This is a genomic window from Streptomyces sp. CC224B, from assembly GCF_030010595.1.
Taxonomy (GTDB): domain Bacteria; phylum Actinomycetota; class Actinomycetes; order Streptomycetales; family Streptomycetaceae; genus Streptomyces; species Streptomyces longispororuber.
This window is the reverse complement of the sequence record NZ_JASCXL010000159.1, coordinates 1-18,661: the sequence shown is the minus strand read 5'-3', so window position 1 is coordinate 18,661 and position 18,661 is coordinate 1. Positions and strand designations below refer to the sequence as shown.

Here is an 18,661-nt window from a genome sequence, read left to right as displayed (position 1 = left end):
TGGCGCCCTGCGCGGTACGGGCTTCGGTCAGCCCGTCAGTGTAGAGGAACAGGCCCTCTCCGGGTGCCAGGCGGAAGCTGCTCTGGGCGAAACGTGCTCCGGGGAAGGCGCCGATGAGCATGCCGCCCCTGGGGCGTACCGCCTTGACCCATACCGGGCCGCTGTCATCAGAGCGCAAGTGATAGGCCGCCGGGTGACCGCCGGTGGCGAGGATGACGGTGAAACCACCGTCCTCCTGAGGTGTCAGCAGACCGACGAGGGCGGTGCAGAAACGACTGCCGGCGGTGACGTCCGTGAGCAGGGCGGTGTTGAGCGTGTTCAGGACGGTGACCGGGTCCGGATTGATCTGGGCCGCGGCGCGCAGGGTGTGGCGGGCCAAGGCGGTAACGGTCGCCGCCTCGGGGCCTTTGCCGCACACATCGCCGAGAAAGAATGCCCACCGACCCTGATCGACGGGGAACACGTCGTAGAAGTCACCGCCGACGTCATGCGCGGAGGCGGTGCGGTAGTGGCAGGCGAGCTCCAGTCCGGGGACCACGGGCAGCGCCGGAGGCAGCAGAGTGCGCTGGAGCGTGGAGGCGAACGCCGCGATAGCGGCCTTGTCCTTCTCCGCCTGCTGGCGCGCCGCACGTTCCGCCTCGGCACGCGCCCGCTCGGTTTCAGCGTGGCGGCTCTCGGCCGCCCGCCGCTCCTGCTCCTGGCGCAGAGCGTTCATCGCCGACAGCCGCAGTTCCATCTCGTCCAGCACAATGGCGGCCAGATCGGACAGAGTGGCGACGTCATCATCGGTGATGGAGCGGGGCTTGGTGTCCAGGATGTTCACGGTGCCCAACCGGTGGCCGTCGGGGGTGATGATCGGCGCGGCGGCATAAAAGCGTACGCCCATCTCCCCGGCGACTAGCGGGTTGTCCGCCGCCAAGGGGTCACGGAGGGTGTCGGGGATCACCAGGGCGTCATCGCGCAGAATCGCCGAGCCGCACAGGCCCGGGTCGCGGCCAATCTCCTTGACGCCTTCGAGGCCGTGAGCCGCCTTGAACCAGATGCGGTCGCTGTCGACGATCGTGACCGTGGCCACAGGGACGTCGAAGAGGCGAGCGGCCAGCGCGGCAACCCGGTCGAACGCGCCGTCGGGCGGTGTGTCGAGGATGTCGTAACGGCGCACCGCCGCCATCCGGGCCGTCTCCACACCGGAATCGGGGACCACCTCGGGACGCCGCCCCGGCGCCGGGTGGGTGGAAGCCTGCTCGGTCATCGGCTTTCCTCTCCACGGATGGGACCGCCGCGAGCGGCCCGAACCGACGCAGCCTAGATCGAGAACACGTGCAAGCGCCAATGCTGCGGTAAATGCCGCTTTACTGCAGTAGAGCCCCTACTGGGAACATTACGGCCTGTATCGAGCAAGTGACTGAACTCGGGGCCGGGGGTGCGCTTTGGCTGTCATGCCCGGGTGGTGCCTCTGTCCAATCGGCCCTCGTCGTACACGGCAGCGGTCGAGCGCTGCCTAACCGGCGCGGGCATCGCGAAGTCCTCCGCGTGGATCTACCGGATCTCGCTGACGACGTGAGGGGGATGCTCACCGGCGAACCGGCGAACCGGCGTCGGCCGGACCCGCCCGCCGGGGCGCGAAGCCGCCCGTCTTTCCCCTCGCCGCGATCGACGCCCCGGCACTGCCGGAGGAGCTGGCCGAACTGGCGGCGGCGCCAGGGCTGGATCAACGGTGACCCGACGACCGGGATTGAACGGCGGCCGACACCACCGGACCGCACCAAGACCCTGGCCTTGTGTTACGCGGTCGGTTCTCCGCGCCTGCTCCCCAGCACCGCCGAAACTCTCCAGATTCTCCCCAGGAGGTGCCGTCACGGCGGGCTGTGGTGGCGCGGGACGTCATCTCATCTGAGGCGATGCCCAGGGCGCGTGGGTGGCTGCCAGTGAGGGCAGCGCAGAAGCGTGGCGCCGAGCGGATGAGCGCAAGGCTTGAATCTGACGCTGCCTGAGCCTGGCTCCCTTTCGAAGGTCGCTGTTGAAAGTCGACGTCTTCCCCATGACCCATCAGCTGCATGCGTCGCGATCTTTGAGTCCGCTGACCTGCGTTTTCGTCTGGTGTGCATGGTGTGCGCTGTGGGCGCTGTGGGCGATATCATGACGCACGGCCAACGCGCGTGACGCACGCATGACGCACGTTGCAGCGCGTCTTGATAAGGCGTCAGACGCAAGGAAGCTGCCCCTGTCCTCCAGGTCATCTGGGGACAAGGGCGGCTTTGCGCCATCCACGCCGACGACTACGCGTGCGGCCTGGCGCGGCGGTCGGCACGGCAACCTCGTCTTCCACCGGACCGCCGAGGTGCCGCGGTGAGGCTGTCGGCGGTCAGGACGTGCACCCGGTTTGGCGCGGACCTCGGCGTGGTTTTCTTGGACAGCCGTCTCTCCACAGGGGGCACACTTTCATCACACTATCGAGCGGAAAATTTGCGACCGTCCACAGTTTCCGCTCGGCCTTTACGCAGCCCCTGTTCGGCGGTTGTCGGATTGCTGGCCTTCCTGGTCGGCGTGCACGTTACCAATCCTTTGGCAAAAATTTGCTCTAGCTCGGCACCTTAATGTGCTGGCAAAGTAGGGCATGGTAGCCGTCCACATCGTGCCCTGCGAGAGCACCGGCTGTGGCGGTCTACCGGCGTCCAGCCGTCATCGCCGACTCGAGCACGCCGTGTTCCCGACACCGCTGAAAAGCGCAGGAGGCAGGCCACTTGAAGACACTGATCGACCACGCCCCTCCGTTCGCCATGGCATGCCTAGCGGGCCCCCGGAACACGAAGTAGTCGAAGCCGTGAGGTCAGACAATTCCCCCGAGCTCTGTTCGTCCTGTGCTTGGATCCTCGCGTCGTTCCGCCGCTCATCACAGAGGCACGCCCTGGTCAGCTTTCAAAAGTCCGCACGGCAAGTAACGGTGTCCCCCTCTTACTCATCCGCCGACCACGACAGCCACCCGATGAGCCAAGCGGCCACCGCCAAGTACGCAATGTGCACGCTCAAAGTCTGTGACATCGACTGCGGCCCAGTGCACTGCACCGCGCGGGCGTCTGGCAGACAGACGATTTCCCGGCGGTGCTAACCGTGCTGACTGGCCGGGCCACTCCGCAGCGCTGAGTGGCCCCGTGCGCTCCCACACCCCGGCCTCACCCGGCGTACCTGAGACCGTTCAGTCCCACGTGCTCGCACGGAGAAGCTGCGCGCGTATCCCTGCGTGAGCATGCGGGACGCCAGGGGCGCACCCTCAGCCTGCACGACTGCTGTCACGAGGTCACACCTTCACCGCCTCCACCCGCCCGTCGTCCGACGGCCCGTGCGGCTTTCGGCCCCCCGTAGGGCCCGCACGCCTCATCGTCCGGTCCGCTCCCACGACAGGACTCCCCCTCATGTACTCCTTCCTCTCCTACTACCGCCCCCTGCGTGATCCCGGTGTCCTGCGCCAGGACATCCTCGCCTCACTCGTCGTCTTCCTCGTCGCCGTACCGCTGTGCGTCGGTGTGGCCGTGGCATCCGGCGTTCCGGCCGAACTGGGCCTGATCACCGGCATCGTCGGCGGTCTGGTCGTCGGCTGCCTGCCGGGCAGCGCCATCCAAGTCAGCGGGCCCGCCGCCGGTTTGACCGTGCTCGTCTTCGAGGCGGTGCAAGAGTTCGGGCTTAGCATGCTCGGCGCCATCGTGTTGCTCACCGGCGCGCTCCAGATCACCCTCGGCCTCCTGCGCTGCGGCCGCTGGTTCCGCGCGATATCCGTCTCCGTCGTGCAGGGCATGCTGGCCGGCATCGGACTTGTGCTGATTCTCGGTCAGCTTTACACCCTGGCCGAGGCCCAACAACCCCGCTCCGGGGTTGACAAGATAGCCGGGCTGCCCGAGCTGCTCACCGACACTTTGGACAGCACCGCCTCCCTGACCGCAACAGCGGTGGGTCTCGGCACGATCGCCGTGCTCGTGCTGTGGCCGAAGCTGCCCGCAGCCGCAAAGCTGGTACCCGCGCCTCTGGCCGCCGTCGCCCTGGTCACCACCGCCATAGCCGCACTGAGCCTGGACGTCGCAAAGGTGACGGTACGCGGCATCACTGACGCCATAGAGCCGCCCAGTCTCGGAAGCTTGGCGGATTTCGGCAGCGTGGCGGTGCTCGGCACCGTCCTGGCGTTCACCCTGATCGCCTCGGCCGAGTCGCTGTTCAGCGCGGCCGCCGTGGACCGCATGCACAACGGCCCACGCACCCACTACGACAAGGAACTCACCGCTCAGGGCGTCGGCAACACGGTGTGCGGTGTACTCGGAGCACTGCCGCTGACCGCGGTCATCGTCCGCAGCTCCGCCAACGTCCGTTCCGGGGCCCGCACCCCGCTGTCGCGGATCCTGCATGGGGCGTGGCTGTTGCTGTTTGCTGTGCTGCTACCCGCCGCACTCGGCATCATCCCGCTGGCGGCGCTCGCCGGTGTCCTGATACACGCGGGCTGCAAGCTCATCCCCGTCAAAGAGATCATCCCGCTCGCTCGCAGCCACCGCGGCGAGGCCGTCGTCCTTGCCGCCACGGCACTCACCATCGTCGTGACCAACATGTTCGAAGGCGTAGTGCTCGGCCTTGTCCTCGCAGTGGTCAAGTCCGCCTGGGACACCTCCCGTGTACACATCGATGTGCAGGAGCTGCCCGGCAATCGACTGCTGGTGACGCTCGCCGGTAACGCCACGTTCCTGCGGATCCCGCACATCCTGCAAACGCTGGAGGCCATGCCCAAGGACCGGCCGATAGAGCTGGACCTGACCGCGGTGGACCACCTGGACCACGCCTGCCGCACGGCACTGGAAAACTGGGCGTTGCGGCACAACGACAGCGGTACTGAGGTGGTACGGATCAAGACATGCCCCGCGGCCTGATCTCCTGCTGACGACTTCGCCAGGGAGCTCGATCCCTACGCCATGGCCGGCACCGCCCAGACTCAGCGGCTCAGGCGCAAGCGGGAGGCGAATTAGAACTCGACGCCCCAGGCGTGTAGAGGCGACCGACCAGAACCACTCCTTGGCTCCGTCTCCACTCCGAAGCAGGCATCGCTTTTCGGATGCGTGCGGTGACATGCCTGGCAGTCGCCGCACGCGGGACGGGAGACAGTCCGGGAGAGCCGGGGCGCCGTACTGTGACGCTACGTCGTCATGGTGGCGTAAGGGGTGAAAGGCGCGCCATAGGTGGCCGGGGCTGTGCAGCAGACGATGGCGGAGGTCGGCTGTGGACTGTCGTGCTGCGCGAAGGCGGTCGGTGAACGCGCTGGGCTGGTCGGCGGCGAGGCGTTCGAAGAGGGCAACTGCTTCGTCGGCCGCCGCCGTTACGTCGGTGGCGGGCTGTTCCATGAGCAGGCGGGCCACGGAGGAGCGTTCGAGCGTTACGGCAAGAAGGGGCAGGAAGGTGTCCGGGGGGCCTGCGCCGCCCGGCGTCGGCACAGGTCGAGGGCGTGGGATCCGCGGCGCGTGCTGCCTCGAAGGCGCCCGTCATCACCAGCCGTACCGCGGCAGCAGGAGAGGGCTTCGGCGGCCAGGGCATCGATGGCGGGTTCTGTCTCCTCCGTACTCATGGCGCAGGGACAGGGCGCGACGGGCGGGGTGAGGGCTTCCGCTGCCCGGGCCAGGCGACGGTCGAGACGCACAAGCACCCGGCCGAAGTCCGGGGCGAAGGCCTGGTGTCTCGCTCGGCCAGGCGTGCGACGGCGTGTACCGCTTCTCGCTGGACTGCGAGGGCGGCTGCGTCCTGCCCGGTGTCCGCGAGTCAGTTACCGAGGGTGTGCAGTGTGTGTGCGAGGAGAGGCTCGTGGGTGGCGGGGTTGTCGGCCGCCGGGTTGCGCAGGACAGCGACGGCCTGCTTGCCCTGTGCCACGGCGGCCCGGGTCACCGGCCCTGTGGTGCACCTGGCCCACCGCCGTCAGGGCGAGACTCAGGTCGCAGGCGAAGGCCCTGGCGGGGCCGCGGGACAGGCGCCGGCAGACGGCCGGTGCCTCCTGCACGACGGTGAGGGCCTCGTCATGGCGTCCGTCTCGGGCGAGCATGTTCGCGCGACTCTGCAGGACGGTGGCCAAGTGCGGCTCGTAGGCGGCCGCGCGGGCCGCGGCGAGGCGTCCACGTGGTCGGCTTGCGAACACACGCGTGCGGCCGCCGCTTGTTCGGCGGATGGCGTGCACCCGACAGCACGCAAGTCATCGGTCTCGCGTCGTTTGGATCACCCGAACGGGCGGGCTGCCGCCGCTGCCCGGCGCCCGCTGCCGCTACGTCGTGCGGTAGGTGTCCACCAAGCTGCGCTGGGACGTCCGCGGCCCCCTCGATCTGGACGCCATCGCCACCTTCGCCTCCGGTCAGTGGAAGGACACCCCGCCTGATAACCGGGCCGCGTGGGCGGCCGCCGAGGCACTGCCCGCGGGAGCCCGGCGGAACGGCGCTGGCCCTCGGTTCAGTGGGGTAGGGGCCATCGCCGCTTCAGCCTGACCGAGGGCTCGACGAGGCGACGGCTACCTGGCAAGCCGAGGTCGCCCGAGGCTGTGAGCTGATCGCTGACGCATTGCTGGACGACACCAGCCACCTGTCCGAACAGGAAGCGGGTCATGTCGGCGATCAGGGGATCTCCCTGCGTTTCCGGGATTGTGCTCAGCAGAATTCGCCGTCGTACAGTTCATAGCCCTCGGCGTCGCGGATTTGGCCGGGCCGGGAAGGGCCGCGGATTCCGAAGCGTGCCCGCAGCGGCCGGCCTGCACGGTCCTGGCGCTGGAGGATGAGCATCTCCATGTCCTGGGCGCTGACCTCGTAGCCGGACTCGGCTCGGATCGTGACGTCCTTCCGGAACAGGGAGTTCTTCCATTCGGCGAAGCTCGTAAGGCCCCTGTCGGGGTGGGCCCGCAGCAGGAACCGGAAGCTGCCTGCGGCCTGTCCGATGTGCAGTCCCTCGCCATCCAGCTCTCCGCCAGATGGGCCAAATGCGTAGTAGTTGACGCTCATGCCAATGCCTCCAGGATGCGGTCGAAGGTGGTACGGGTGGTGCAGTCCGGCGCGGCGGCGGGACTTCAGGGATGGCCGTCTCCGGCAGCCGCAGGAGCACCACGGCCACCGCGAAGCCCACTCCCTGAAGGTCGGCAAGGACCGCTTCCATGGTCGCGGTCCTGCCTATTCGGCGTGCCATGTGCTGCTGCCGGTTCGTACCCAGCGGATCCAGACGCTCCAGCGGCCGTCCGCCCACGTCTCGATCGTGATCTCCTCGGCGTCGGTCAGCTTCTTTTCCCGCGCGACGGCGTCCAGGACCGCAGATTCGGAACGATAGGGCTTGCAGAGGGGGCCGTCGGGTGACGGGGTGGCCAGCCGCCACGACCCCGAGGGCTTTGTTGCGACCATTCACTTCTCCTCGGCGGTGTCGGGGAGCTGTGCGCGGCCGGCGTCGGTGATCAGCAGCGGCCGCCTGATACCTGCTGTGGTATCGCCGTACCGGGCCCAGCCGTTGCGCACCAGCGCGCTCACGGTCACCTTGGAGATGGTCACACCGTCCGGGGTGGTGACGTAGGAGGAGGTACTGCGCTCCCAGCGGTACACGCCACCGGAGGCGATCAGGTCGAGGGCGGCGCGCTGGGCCTTCGTGGGTGTCGGCGGGCTCATGTGCTTCCTCCTTTGTGTCAGGGACACTCTATCGGTGGCTTGCCACCACGGTGACAGATCCTTTGACTGGTGGCAAGCCACCTGAGAGGATGCGCTCATGCCTTCACCCGAAGAGCGCCGCAAGCAGCACCGCCACAAGCACAAGCAACGCGTCCTGCGCGGCATCCCCGACGAACTCTGGAGCGACTTCGCGGCCGCCGTCCCCGTCGGCAGCGACCGGTCCGCCGTCGTCCGCCACTTCATCGAGTGGTACCTCCAGCGCCCCGGCGCCGAACTCCCCAAGCACGCCAAAACAAGGCCGGACGACGAGACGAAGCAGAAACCCTGACGGGATGCCGTCGGCGCCGGGGCAGCGCGAGCGCTTGGCCGACGGGGAGGACTCTGCTGCTGCGCGGTAGTTGTCGGCCGCGCGGCGTCGGATGCGTCAGTCAGTCGCTGTCGGTATCTGGGCGACGTCCACCTCCTCGGCGTTGATCAGCGCCTCTAGCGATTGCGTGACCGCCTCGGTGCGGGGGCCGGTGAGCGCCGCGGCGGCCTCGAGCAGGGCGCGGGCGTGGGGCAAGGACGGTAGGAGGCCCCCACGCCCGCAGGCCGGGCGACGGGACGGCGGTCAGCAAGCGCGCGTCCCGGCTGCCGGGGTGGGCGGCCGTGCGTTCGGCGGTGGTGCCGGGCGTGCGAGGCGGGGTGTGCTCGGCGCTGGCTCGGGCCGGGGCCAGGGCACATTGTCGTCGAGGCCGAGGTGGGCGAACCTGCCGGCGCCGGCGAGCGCGCCGGGCGGCCAGTCGGTGGTGAGCGCGGCCTGCCATACGGCGGTTACCGCGGCGGGTTGCTGTTCGGGCGCGGGGCGGGCAACGGCGGGCGTGAGGTGGGGGCGGTCGGCTGGGGTGCCTCCCTTTTCCGGGTGTAGGCGCCAGGCCATGACTTGCAGGAGTCAGGAGACGGCGGCTGGGCTGACCGGGCCGGCAGCGATCTGGCTCAGCAACGCCGACCGGGCCACTGAGGGCGTGCAGGTGGACGGTGAGGGCGTGCGCCGGATGCTCGACCGGGCCGCCGGCGCAGTGGGGGAGCGCCCGCGAGCAGGGCGGCGCGGTCCAGCACCGTCAGAAGCGCCAGGTCGGCAGGTCCGGTGTGCGGCCAGGCGGCGGCTGGTGTGGGACTGCCGCCCAAGGCGGTGCTGGCGGCGTGGTGGGCGGCGGTGAAGCCGGAGCGGTGGTGCAGGGCCGGCAGGCGTGTGCCGGTGGTGGCGGCCACGGCTGGCCGGAGCGGGCCGTTGGATGTGCGGGCTGCCCGGGCACCGGAATTCCCTCTCCGACGCCCGGGCAACCCGAGTGGATCTCGGTCAGCGCACGGCGTCATTGGTACGGGCGGTCCAGATCGCCAGGGCGGCGAGCAGGGAGCAGGCGCCGCCGAGCCAGAGCGCGCCTTGGAGCGTCAGCGTGTCGACGATGATGCCGCCGGCCAGCGCGCCAAAGCCGATGGCCAGGTTGAACACCGCCACCCACAGCGAGGAGGCCGCTTCCACCGCCTGCGGAGCGGCTTTGATCATCCAGGTCTGGAGGCCGACGGACACGCCGCCGAAGGCGAGACCCCAGACGATCAGCAGGATGGCGCCGCCGATCGCGGTCCGGCCCAGTAGCAGGAAGAGCGGCATCGCGGCCGTCATGGCCACGGCGATGGCCAGCACGCTGCGGTGCACGCGGCGTGAGAGCGCCGCACCGGCGACGAAGTTGCCGATCATTCCGGCTGCACCGAACCCGAACAGCAGCGGACCGACATAGCGCTCTTCGATCCCTGACAAGTCCTGCAGCGCCGGGCTGACGAATGTGTAAGCGGCGAAGTGTCCGAACACGAGGAGCCCCGTCGCGATGATGCCGACGCGTACGCCCGGGTTGCGGAGCTGCTGCATCAGCAAGCTGGGGCGGATGGTCTGGGAGGCGACCAGCCGCGGCAGTACCGCAAGCAGGGCGATCAGGGTCACCAGCGCCAGGGCGCTGAGCGCGCTGAAAGCGATGCGCCAACCGGTCAGGTCACCGATCAGGGTACCGAGCGGGACGCCGAACACGTTCGCGGCTCCGACGCCGCCGAAGATGATCGCGGTGGCGCGTGGCACGTCCGCAGGCGCGACGAGCCGGACCGCCAGGCCGGCGGCAACCGCCCAGAAGCCGCCCACCGCGATGCCGACCAGCACTCGGGAGCCCACCAGCACCGCAAAGTTCGGCGCCAGGGCAGAACCCAGGTTCGCGACGGTCATCAGGGTCATCAGCCCGAGCAGCAGGATGCGTCGGTCCAGCGCCCCGACGACCATCGGGACCAGCGGTGCCGCGAACCCGGCGACGATGCTGGGCACCGTCACCATCAGTCCTGCCGTTCCTTCGGAGACCGACAGCGCGGACCCCACCGAGGTCAGCAGACCGATCGGTAGTTGCTCGGCGGTCACCAGCAGGAAGGTGCCCAGCGTCACCACGGCCACCGCCATCCAGCGGCTCTGATCCGGCGTCCCTGGTTCCTGTGTCCGGGTGGGGGTCTGTTTTGCGGTCGTCAACGGATCCTCCTCCAGCAATTCGGGAGCGATCGCTCCCGAACCGGGACCCTAGTATGGGAGCGAACGCTCCACAAGTCGGGTAAGGTGAACTCATGGCACGTCCACGGCAGTTCGACGAGGAGAACGCGGTCACCGCGGCGACCGAGCTGTTCTGGCGGCGCGGTTACCACGCCACTTCGGTCCGCGACCTGGGTGACGAGCTGAAGCTCACGCCCAGCAGCCTGTATCGGACGTTCACGGACAAGCACACGCTCTTCCTGCGCGCGCTCGACCACTATCGGGCCACCGAGTCCACGCAGGCCCGCCGTCGTCTGGACGCGAGTGACCGCCCAGTTCGTGAGGTGCTGCGGGAATGGATGCTGTGGCTGGTGACCTGCCCGGCCGCCGGCGAGGCCGGCCGCGGCTGCTTCGTGATCAACACCGCCACCGAACTCGGCACCACTGACGCCCAGGTCCAAGAGCGGACCGAGGCTGCGTTCACGGTCACCCGGCAGGCCCTGCATGCGGTACTGGCTGAGGGACGGGAGCGAGGCGAACTGTCCACCGATCTCGACATCGACGGAGCCGTGGAATCGCTGTTCACGACAGTACTCGGCCTGCGGGTGCGGGAGCGCGCCGGCCACGACCTGGAGCGCCTGATCACCGCAATCGATTTTGCGATCCGAGCCCTGGGGGACGAACCCGCGCGACCCGCCTGACGGCAGCGGGCGATACGAGAGTCCGTTCGGAGCGTTGATCACCTCCGGTGCATCATCTCCCGGTGAGACCTGAAGACCTGACAGGCCAGCAGTGGGGGCGTCCGGAGCCGTTGCTATCGCCGCTACCATCGAGGGGACGCCCGCCCAAGGGGCGCCGCCAGGAACACAGCGTTGTTCTCCTCCAGGCTTCGTCCCCGCTCGAACGCGCCGTCGCTGCGCTGGGCGCGGGACAGCCAGGTCGCCGCGCACCGGATCAACTGGAGCTGCCCCATGTCGAGGTCTTGACGGCCCGCCAGGACCGCGAGGGCTCCGCCGGTCATCACCGATTCGGAGCCGCCTGACGGGTAGGTGGACCAGCCCGTTCTGCACGTCGTACAGGAAGGCGTGACCGGCGTCGACACGCCGGGCATGGGGGGGCGGTCGTGGCGCTGGAGGAAAGCCGGCACGGTATAGGTCGTGCCGGCTGGATAGGGAGGCGGCGAACTCGCTGCCCCTACTGTCCCTGGGCGACACCAGGGACTTCCAGGTCCACCTCGAGGGGTACCCCGCCGAGGCTCGCTCGGCCTGCGGTTCGCACGAAGTGTGGTGCGAGATGCGCATCGGATTCGGCCTTACAGGCACCACAGCGGCCCTGACCTGCCGAGCCGAGGAGCGCGCACACTCACTAAGTGGTGCGAAGATCGGTGAAACGAGCGTCAGCTGTAGTCAGCAGGGTTTGAATTCGGGGTAGTAGGCTGCGGCGGCGGTTGCGGTGTCGATGTTCCGTGGGAAGAGCGCGGCTTCGTAGGCGCGGATGGCGGCGTCGACGTTCTTGGGCTGTTGGGCGATGGCGTTGCCGAGCTGGCCTGCGTCGAAGAGTGCCCAGTTCGCTCCTTCGCCGTCCGGCGGTGCCAGATGGGCGGCGTCTCCGATGAGCGTGGCCCCGGGTACATGTTCCCAGCGGTGTCCGATCGGCAGTCCGTACAAGGGGCGGAAGATCGGCGGGATGTCGCTGTCCGCGACCAGGGCGACGAGCTCCGGCGCCCACCCCTCGAACATCGCCGCGACCGTACGGGCGGCCGCAGGATCATCATGGAAGTCGATGCCGTCGAACCAGTCGAGCGGTTGGTCGAACATGGCGTAGGAGTGCAGGGTGTCCGCGCGCTCGCGCTGCACGCCGAGACCGATGCGGGTGTTTGCGTCGTAGGCGGTCATCGACCCGCTACCGACCAGGGCCAGGGTGGCGGGGTGCCGGGTGTCGCTCTCATACAGGTACGTCTCGATCATCGAGCGTCCGGCATAGGCGGGCGTGGCGTCGGAGAGCAGCGGTCGGACCTTCGACCAGGCGCCGTCGGCACCGACGAGGATGTCGGTGACCATCGTCGATCCGTTGGCGAAGGTCACTTCGTGACGACCGTCAGCGAGGGTCCGAACGCTCCGAGTCCTGTGGCCCCAGACGACGCTGCCGGAAGGCAGGGAGTCCAGCAGCAACTGTCGCAGCTCGCCACGCTGCACCTCGGGACGGCCTCCGGCGGGGTCATCGGGCCGGTCCGCCAGGATGGTGCCGTCAGGTGCCACGTCGCGGGACGCCTGGCGGCCGTCGAGGATGAGGGACCGGAAGCCGTCCATCAGGCCGGCGGCACGGATTCCGTGCTGTCCGTTGTAGTCGTGGATGTCGAGCATGCCGCCTTGGCCCCGCGCCTGAGCAGACGCCTCCGCTTCGTACACCGTGGACGGGACTCCATGAACCGCCAGGGTTCGTGCCAGTGTCAGTCCCGCAAGATCGGCACCGATGATCGTGATCTGAGGCATACCTGCGTTCCCTTACTGCTTGTGGATGAAGCGGCGGTCCTGCCTGCGAGGCTCCCGGCTGCCGGTCGGAGTAGCAGAGCCGGGTCAGGGAGGACTGGGTGGCTCGATCCGGGAGGCGAGCTGTTCCAGGAGTTCATGGAGCCGCGCCCGCTCCGTGGCGCCCAGCGGCGCGAGGATCGACTCCTCGACACGGTCCATGGCCTCTTCGAACCCCTGGATCAGCTCGGAGCCCGCTGCAGTGACACGCACCCGGCGGCTGCGCGTGTCAGTCTCCTGCGTCTGGCGCTCCACGAGTCCGCGCCGCTCGAGTCCGGCCAGGAGCCGCGAGACGCTCGGCGCACTGGTGCGCATGGCCCGCGCGACGTCACGCTGAATGGCGTCCGGGTTCTTCGACAGGTACGCCAACACGGCACTCTGCTCGTGCGTGAGGCCGCGTTCCCGTATCCAGTCTTCAGCTATGCGTCGCTGCCCCCACACGATCCACCGCATCAGCTCCAACGTGCTCTCACGGCTCGATCCACTCATAGTTAACAGGCTAACGGTTGCCAGGCTAACCATCAAGCCTTTGGGCTTTGCCTCGCTACGCGGGCGCACGCGCTGCCGCGCCGGCCGTTCGCACGCAGGACCTGCCCGCAGTCGCTCCGGCGATCAAACGGACGCACAGGTTCGTCATCCCGACCGACGACGGGTCGGCTCAGGATGGCCGTTTCCGTGACGTATCCGCCGCCACCACGGCCGTAGCGACCGCCCCCGCCGGTGCCACGGAACCACCTACTGCTGACAGGGCCAGAACTCGTCAACCGCGCCCCTGTGGGCGCCGAGCTGACCCCAGTCCAGAACCGGGAGGGAGGCCACAGTCCGATTTCTGTTCGAGCCCCTAAGGGGCCGGAGAATTCCCACCGGTACTGCAAGCCGTCTCCCGAGGCATCGTCGGAGCTGGCCCGCCTCCTCATATCCGACGCGCGCCGCTGACGATGTGTCAGTGATGTGCCCTACGATGGGGAGCCCACGGCTAGACGCGTACCGCCGTTCGCCGCTGTGCCGGGTGCCCACGCCGCCCGGCCCGCAGTCGGCCAAGGTCCTTCGGGGCCCGCGTGTGCAACAGATCGTCCCGGCCCGATTCGTCGGCGGGGGGCGTGGAGGTACCGCCAGGCTGGAGCCGACCGTGCCGAAGAAGCAGTCCACCGCCGCGCAGCGCGCCCGCAGGGCCGCGCGTCAGGGCGGCAAGTACACCCAGGCCCTGCGCACTGCCGAAATTTCGTCCCGTGACGTCACCGAGCCGGACGACGGGTTCGGCAGTCACGTGTTCGACTGCGCGCGCGGCACCGGTCTGGTCGGGCTGCCGTTGAGGTGCGAGCAAGGCGACATGTAGCACAGCGTGATGAGGCGGAGACGATCCCCGCAGAGAGTGCCCGGTGCTGGCCGGCGCGGGGGTTCGTAAGGTGGAGGCATCGCCGGACGGGTACGCCGGTGCGCGCACAGCCCCGAGACTTGACGCCGACGCCTGTGTCTTGCAGACGCATAGAACCGGATGCGCACCTGGCCCGTGCGTCTTCCTGGTTGAGGGATCACTCCGAGGGGTGACCTGTCGTATCTTCGGCTCTCATCCGTCGTTGTACACGTCGTGATCAAGAACTCCATTGCCGCCGCCGTCCTGGCGGGTCTGGCACTCAGCGTCCTGCCCGCAGTTTCCGCGTCGGCCGCCACTCCGGCGAAGGCCCCTGCCGCTGCCTCTTCCCCGGCGGCTGCCTCGGTGCTGGCCGACCGTGACGACGATGACCGGAAGAAGACCAAGAAGACCAAGAAGACCAAGAAGAAGCGCTACCGCGACGACGACTGATCCCTGACAGACACCATTCATCCCGTAAGCGACGCCCGCCCGGCCAGGAACCGGACGGGCGTCCTCGTTCGCGCGTCCGCGCCCGGCTTGCCGGATGCGGACGCGCGGGCGGATCCGTGCCGAGGCATTATCCATGCGGTGTTCATGGCGGTGTGGTCTCCAGGAGCTCTCGCAGGTCCGATCCGGCCAAAGACTCGTGGACAGCCGTGCTCGCCTGAGTGATCGCCAGACTGCCGCCCACGTGACTCGCTGCCTGGCGGATGCCCAGGATGGTGTAGAGACTGCCGGTGTCGCACTGCGTGACCCCGCGCATATCCAGCAGCAGATGCCGTTGCCCCTGCGCGAAAGCCCACACGGCCGCGTCGCTGAGCTTCCCGACGTTGACCACCTCCAGCTCGCCGACAAGGACGAGCGTCAAGAAGGCCGAGTCATCACACGGAGCCGGACGAACGACCAGTCGGTCCATGCCCGTATCATGCCGCACCGACAAACGTCAGAGCAGGATCCGGCTTTCCGGCATGCCTTCAGAGGACCACACCCGCACCCTCGGGCGTGCAGGAGAGGAAGGCTGCCGGCAGCGATGGCGGCACTGTCGACGGCCGGCCTGGGCGGATGAGGCCCGGGCGTAGCGAGGGCGCCGAGTCGTTTCCTGTGGTCTTCTCAGAAGAAGTCGAGGAGTGCATCCCCTCACGGGAAGGGGAGCGCCACTGCGTGGGTGAAAACAGAGCAGGAGCGTGCGCGCCTCAGGGGTGGCAGTTCGTTCTTTCAGGCGCGACGGCACGTGCGGGCTCCGCGTTCGGCGGCGTTTTTTATCCGGTGCGGCTGGTCAGAGCCATTTGTTGCGACGCAGGGCACGGTAGATGAGGGCGCACACGGAGACGATGACGGTCAGAACGGCGGGGTAGCCATAGCGCCAGGTTAGTTCGGGCATGTGGTCGAAGTTCATGCCGTACACACCGACGGCCATGGTGGGCACCGCGATGAGGGCGGCCATGGCGCTGATGCGGCGCATGTCGGCGTTCTGTTGGACGCTGAGCTGGGCGATGCTGGCGTGGAGCATGTCGGCTACCAGTTCGTCGAACCCGTTGATCGTCTCGTTGACGCGCTGGTGGTGGTCGGCGACATCGCGGAGGTAGGCGGTGACCTGGGCGGGGATGTCGGGAGGGGTGCCGGAGGCCAGGCGCTGCAGCGGCCCGGTGAGGGGAGTGACGGCCCGGCGGAATTCGAGAAGCTCACGTTTGAGTTGGTAGATGCGGGCGGCGTCGACGGATCGGCGGGGGGAGAACACTTCGGCCTCGAGGTTCTCGATGTCGCTCTGGAAGGCGTCGGCGACATCCAGGTAGCGGTCGACGACCAGGTCGGCGATGGCGTGCAGGACGGCCGCGGGGCCGTGGCCCAACTGGGCGGGGTCGGCCTCCAGATGGCGGCGTACTTCCTCCAGGGACGGGGCGCTGCCGTGGCGGACGGTGATGGCGAAGCCGGGGCCGGCAAAAACCATGATCTCGCCGGTGTCGACGATCTCGCTGGTAGCGGTGAGCTGCGCGTGGTCGACGTAGACGATCGTCTTGAGCACCAGGAAAAGGGTGGTGCCGTAGCGTTCCAGCTTGGGCCGCTGGTGGGCGTGCACGGCGTCCTCCACCGCCAGGGGGTGCAGGCCGAAGGCGTCGGCGACCTGCTGGATCTGCTCCGCGGTCGGCTCGTACAGGCCGATCCACGCGAACCGGCGCCCGTCCGGGTCTGTCCGTTGCAGGATGTTCTCCAGCCCGGTGCGCCCCGGCAGCCGTCGGCCGTGCTCGTACAGGGCGCAGTCGACCACCGTCGATGGCAGGACATCACCGCTTGCGGGCCTGTCATCGTTCCGCTCGGCCATCAGCCGGCCCCTTCCCTCGAGGTGCCCCAACTTCTTCTGCCCGGGATGCTGTTGGCTGTCACCGGGCGCGGGGCTATCCGGTCAGGGCGAGGTAAGCGGTGATGAAGACGATCCAGGCCACGATCGCGGCGAGGACCAGTGTGCGCAGAGCCGGCCTCATCGTTTTCTCCCTTCCGTCGGCCGGGGTGGAGCACTTGCCGGTTACAGCCAGTTACGGCGCTTGAAGACGACGTACAGGCCCGCGCAGACCACGCCCATCAGCAGCAGGGCCAAGGGGTAGCCGAACACCCATCGCAGTTCGGGCATGTAGTCGAAGTTCATGCCGTAGATGGTGCCGACCAGGGTGGGTGCGAAGAGGATGGCGGCCCAGGCGGAGATCTTTTTGATCTCCTCGTTCTGCGCGTGGCTGGCCTGGGCCAAGGCCTTCATCTCCTCGTTCTGCTGCTGGGTGACCAGCGTGGCGTTCACGGCGAGGATGTCCTGCAGGGCCTGCTTGAATCCCTCGACGCGTTCGGTGACCTGCGTGGCGTGGTCGGTGACGTCGCGCAGATAACGGCGCAGTTCCTCGTCGATGTCGTACTTCTCGAAGCCGGCCGACAGCCCGCCCACTATGGCGGCCAGCGGGCGGGTGGCGCGCTGGAAGTCCACGACTTCGCGCGACAGCTCGTAGATGCGGCGTGAAACCCCCGGGGTGTTGCCGAAGACCTCGGTCTCGATCTCGTCGATGTCGTTCTGCACGCCTGCCACGACGGGGGCGTAGCCGTCGACGACCGCGTCCATGATCGCGTACAGCACCGCCTCCGGACCACGCTTGAGCAGATCGCAACTGCTTTCCATCCGGGCGCGGACCGCCGCCAGGTCGGGGGCCGCGCCGTGGCGGACGGTGATGACGAAATTGCGGCCGACGAATACATGCAGTTCCCCGAAATCGACCTCCTCCGCAGCGTCCATGTACCGGGCCGCGCGAAGCACCACGAACAGGGTGTCGCCGTAGCGCTCCAGCTTCGGCCGCTGGTGCGCCTCCAACGCGTCCTCGATCGCCAGCGGATGCAGGTCGAACTCGTCCGCCAGCGACTGCAGCTCCGCCCGCTCCGGCCGGTACAGGCCGATCCACGCCATACCGCCCGGATGCTTGCGCAGTTCCCGGAAGGTGTCCATCAGCGAGTCATGGGTGCTGGTGCGCCGGCCGTACTCATACAGTGCCGCCGTGATCACATTGCTGTCCCGCTGGGGGCCCCGCGACCTGCACCTGCGGGCCCGCCTGCTGCGGGGTCGGTCCGGCGGCGGAACGCTTTAGGGGCGGCTTGCCGGGAGTGAAAGCGCGCAGGCCGCGCAGACGACGCTCAGACATAAGGAGGGACCCCTTCCAGGGGGCAGGAGGACCGGGGCGACGTGGAGTGCGGCATGCCGCCAAACGCCCCCCCGGCTCCCTACGGAGTCCTGATGCGGGCGGCGCTGTGCGGCATGCGACTGGGAGGTTCACCGCTCATCGCGGACCCCACCACCTTCCGACGTAGACGCACACAGGGCCGTCCAGCAGCGTATACCCCGCTCCGTGAGGACCTGGTCACCCTAAGCGGACCCATACGAAATCTGTACGTATGACCACGCAGACGGCGACAGGCGAGACACAGGCTGACCAAGAGGTCGCGCAAGGGCAGAGCGCCGAGGCCCCTGATCAGGCCGTTGTGCTGGAGGTGCAGGCGCAGACTGTGGCGCTTTATCGGTGCGGGCCAGCACCCTTCACCCCGCGACCGTGTTGCGGATGCTCCGGGAGTACGACGAACAGGCCACAACGGGTGCTGGCGCATGATCATCCGGTTGAGGCTTCCGACCGACACCGCGCGCTAAGCAGAGGCGAAGAACTTGAACTGGTAGCTGTTGCCTGTCTCTTGGGTCGGCAGATCGAGACGGTGCCGGAGGTGTTGGGGCGTGCGGGCGTGTTCGCGGAGGCGGGCGACCGAGGGTAGGGCGGTTGCGGCGTGGCCGCCATGCAGAATTCGGTTCCCTGCGACCGGCTCAGCCGGTCGCAGGGAACGCCGCCTACCGGGCGGGGGGGGGCATTCGCCGCGACCCTGGCCGGACCTGCCGTCCACGGGCAATTCCACGCTGGTGGTGAAGGGTGCCTCGGCGGCCAGGAACGGCGCGGCGGCGACCTTTCGATATGGCGCCGCGAGAAGGCGGCCTGCCTAGCGGGTCAGCAGGCAGGTGACCGTGCCCGCCAGGGCCGCGGTGCAGGTCATCGCGGCCGCGGAGACGGTGTGCCGG

General features: G+C 68.5%; 16 protein-coding genes and 1 pseudogene. 5 read left to right on the top strand and 12 right to left on the bottom strand.

Annotated elements, in window-relative coordinates:
- Positions 1-1,252: GAF domain-containing SpoIIE family protein phosphatase (locus QK440_RS37945; protein WP_282797825.1), on the bottom strand; the 1,252-nt coding region annotated here is incomplete at its 3' end.
- A 2,161-nt stretch (positions 1,253-3,413) separates the two neighbouring features.
- On the opposite strand from QK440_RS37945, the gene QK440_RS37940 reads away from it, so the two are divergent.
- A complete protein-coding gene (locus QK440_RS37940) occupies positions 3,414-4,907 on the top strand; it encodes a SulP family inorganic anion transporter (RefSeq protein WP_282797824.1) in 1,494 nt (497 codons plus the stop codon).
- 880 nt (positions 4,908-5,787) lie between these two features.
- On the opposite strand, the gene QK440_RS37935 is transcribed toward QK440_RS37940, so the two are convergent.
- From QK440_RS37935 to QK440_RS37920, 4 genes are all read right to left on the bottom strand, one after another.
- Positions 5,788-5,910 carry a hypothetical protein gene (locus tag QK440_RS37935; protein WP_282797823.1) on the bottom strand — a complete coding sequence of 41 codons (123 nt, stop codon included), beginning with the start codon at positions 5,908-5,910 and terminating at the stop codon, positions 5,788-5,790.
- Between the two features lie 746 nt (positions 5,911-6,656).
- The gene (locus QK440_RS37930) at positions 6,657-7,004 is read right to left on the bottom strand and encodes a hypothetical protein (RefSeq protein ID WP_282797822.1); all 348 of its coding nucleotides are present in this window, start codon (positions 7,002-7,004) and stop codon (positions 6,657-6,659) included.
- A 165-nt stretch (positions 7,005-7,169) separates the two neighbouring features.
- Entirely contained in the window at positions 7,170-7,394 is a 225-nt protein-coding gene (locus QK440_RS37925; protein ID WP_282797821.1) for a hypothetical protein, read from the bottom strand.
- On the bottom strand, positions 7,395-7,652 hold the full coding sequence (locus QK440_RS37920) for a hypothetical protein (RefSeq protein ID WP_282797820.1): 258 nt from the start codon (positions 7,650-7,652) through the stop codon (positions 7,395-7,397).
- Between the two features lie 97 nt (positions 7,653-7,749).
- Between QK440_RS37920 and QK440_RS37915 the strand changes: the two genes are divergently transcribed.
- On the top strand, positions 7,750-7,980 hold the full coding sequence (locus QK440_RS37915) for a hypothetical protein (protein WP_282797819.1): 231 nt from the start codon (positions 7,750-7,752) through the stop codon (positions 7,978-7,980).
- Positions 7,981-8,991: 1,011 nt separating this feature from the next.
- Here QK440_RS37915 and QK440_RS37910 read toward each other — a convergent pair.
- Positions 8,992-10,128, bottom strand: coding sequence for an MFS transporter (locus QK440_RS37910; RefSeq protein WP_282797818.1), 1,137 nt, complete (start codon positions 10,126-10,128; stop codon positions 8,992-8,994).
- 158 nt (positions 10,129-10,286) lie between these two features.
- Here QK440_RS37910 and QK440_RS37905 point away from each other — a divergent pair, with 158 nt between their 5' ends.
- On the top strand, positions 10,287-10,892 hold the full coding sequence (locus QK440_RS37905; RefSeq protein WP_282797817.1) for a TetR/AcrR family transcriptional regulator: 606 nt from the start codon (positions 10,287-10,289) through the stop codon (positions 10,890-10,892).
- Positions 10,893-11,014: 122 nt separating this feature from the next.
- Here the strand turns inward: QK440_RS37905 and QK440_RS37900 are convergent, their stop codons facing one another.
- The 3 genes from QK440_RS37900 to QK440_RS37890 all read right to left on the bottom strand — a co-directional run bounded on the left by QK440_RS37900 (position 11,015) and on the right by QK440_RS37890 (position 13,208).
- On the bottom strand, positions 11,015-11,212 hold the full coding sequence (locus tag QK440_RS37900; RefSeq protein WP_282797816.1) for a hypothetical protein: 198 nt from the start codon (positions 11,210-11,212) through the stop codon (positions 11,015-11,017).
- 385 nt (positions 11,213-11,597) lie between these two features.
- On the bottom strand, positions 11,598-12,683 hold the full coding sequence (locus QK440_RS37895) for an NAD(P)/FAD-dependent oxidoreductase (protein ID WP_282797815.1): 1,086 nt from the start codon (positions 12,681-12,683) through the stop codon (positions 11,598-11,600).
- An 84-nt stretch (positions 12,684-12,767) separates the two neighbouring features.
- Positions 12,768-13,208, bottom strand: coding sequence for a MarR family transcriptional regulator (locus QK440_RS37890; protein WP_282797814.1), 441 nt, complete (start codon positions 13,206-13,208; stop codon positions 12,768-12,770).
- A 640-nt stretch (positions 13,209-13,848) separates the two neighbouring features.
- Between QK440_RS37890 and QK440_RS37885 the strand changes: the two genes are divergently transcribed.
- Positions 13,849-14,055, top strand: coding sequence for a hypothetical protein (locus tag QK440_RS37885; RefSeq protein WP_282797813.1), 207 nt, complete (start codon positions 13,849-13,851; stop codon positions 14,053-14,055).
- A gap of 252 nt (positions 14,056-14,307) precedes the next feature.
- Complete coding sequence (locus QK440_RS37880; protein ID WP_282797812.1) at positions 14,308-14,523, top strand: hypothetical protein; 216 nt, start codon at positions 14,308-14,310, stop codon at positions 14,521-14,523.
- Between the two features lie 142 nt (positions 14,524-14,665).
- Here QK440_RS37880 and QK440_RS37875 read toward each other — a convergent pair whose 3' ends face one another.
- The 3 genes and pseudogenes from QK440_RS37875 to QK440_RS37865 all read right to left on the bottom strand — a co-directional run.
- A complete protein-coding gene (locus tag QK440_RS37875) occupies positions 14,666-14,989 on the bottom strand; it encodes an STAS domain-containing protein (protein ID WP_282797811.1) in 324 nt (107 codons plus the stop codon).
- 360 nt (positions 14,990-15,349) lie between these two features.
- A complete protein-coding gene (locus tag QK440_RS37870) occupies positions 15,350-16,393 on the bottom strand; it encodes a magnesium and cobalt transport protein CorA (protein WP_282797810.1) in 1,044 nt (347 codons plus the stop codon).
- A gap of 201 nt (positions 16,394-16,594) precedes the next feature.
- Positions 16,595-17,611, bottom strand: a pseudogene (locus tag QK440_RS37865) (magnesium and cobalt transport protein CorA); the annotation flags it as partial.
- Positions 17,612-18,661: the final 1,050 nt, after the last annotated feature.

What these genes read in the sequence shown, in the direction of transcription:
- QK440_RS37895 (WP_282797815.1), bottom strand. Translation starts at nt 12,683, where the DNA reads ATGCCTCAGATCACGATCATCGGTGCCGATCTTGCGGGACTGACACTG.
- QK440_RS37930 (WP_282797822.1), bottom strand. Translation starts at nt 7,004, where the DNA reads ATGAGCGTCAACTACTACGCATTTGGCCCATCTGGCGGAGAGCTGGAT.
- QK440_RS37900 (WP_282797816.1), bottom strand. Translation starts at nt 11,212, where the DNA reads ATGACCGGCGGAGCCCTCGCGGTCCTGGCGGGCCGTCAAGACCTCGAC.
- QK440_RS37940 (WP_282797824.1), top strand. Translation starts at nt 3,414, where the DNA reads ATGTACTCCTTCCTCTCCTACTACCGCCCCCTGCGTGATCCCGGTGTC.
- QK440_RS37870 (WP_282797810.1), bottom strand. Translation starts at nt 16,393, where the DNA reads ATGGCCGAGCGGAACGATGACAGGCCCGCAAGCGGTGATGTCCTGCCA.
- QK440_RS37890 (WP_282797814.1), bottom strand. Translation starts at nt 13,208, where the DNA reads ATGAGTGGATCGAGCCGTGAGAGCACGTTGGAGCTGATGCGGTGGATC.
- QK440_RS37915 (WP_282797819.1), top strand. Translation starts at nt 7,750, where the DNA reads ATGCCTTCACCCGAAGAGCGCCGCAAGCAGCACCGCCACAAGCACAAG.
- QK440_RS37875 (WP_282797811.1), bottom strand. Translation starts at nt 14,989, where the DNA reads ATGGACCGACTGGTCGTTCGTCCGGCTCCGTGTGATGACTCGGCCTTC.
- QK440_RS37925 (WP_282797821.1), bottom strand. Translation starts at nt 7,394, where the DNA reads ATGGTCGCAACAAAGCCCTCGGGGTCGTGGCGGCTGGCCACCCCGTCA.
- QK440_RS37910 (WP_282797818.1), bottom strand. Translation starts at nt 10,128, where the DNA reads ATGGCGGTGGCCGTGGTGACGCTGGGCACCTTCCTGCTGGTGACCGCC.
- QK440_RS37920 (WP_282797820.1), bottom strand. Translation starts at nt 7,652, where the DNA reads ATGAGCCCGCCGACACCCACGAAGGCCCAGCGCGCCGCCCTCGACCTG.
- QK440_RS37905 (WP_282797817.1), top strand. Translation starts at nt 10,287, where the DNA reads ATGGCACGTCCACGGCAGTTCGACGAGGAGAACGCGGTCACCGCGGCG.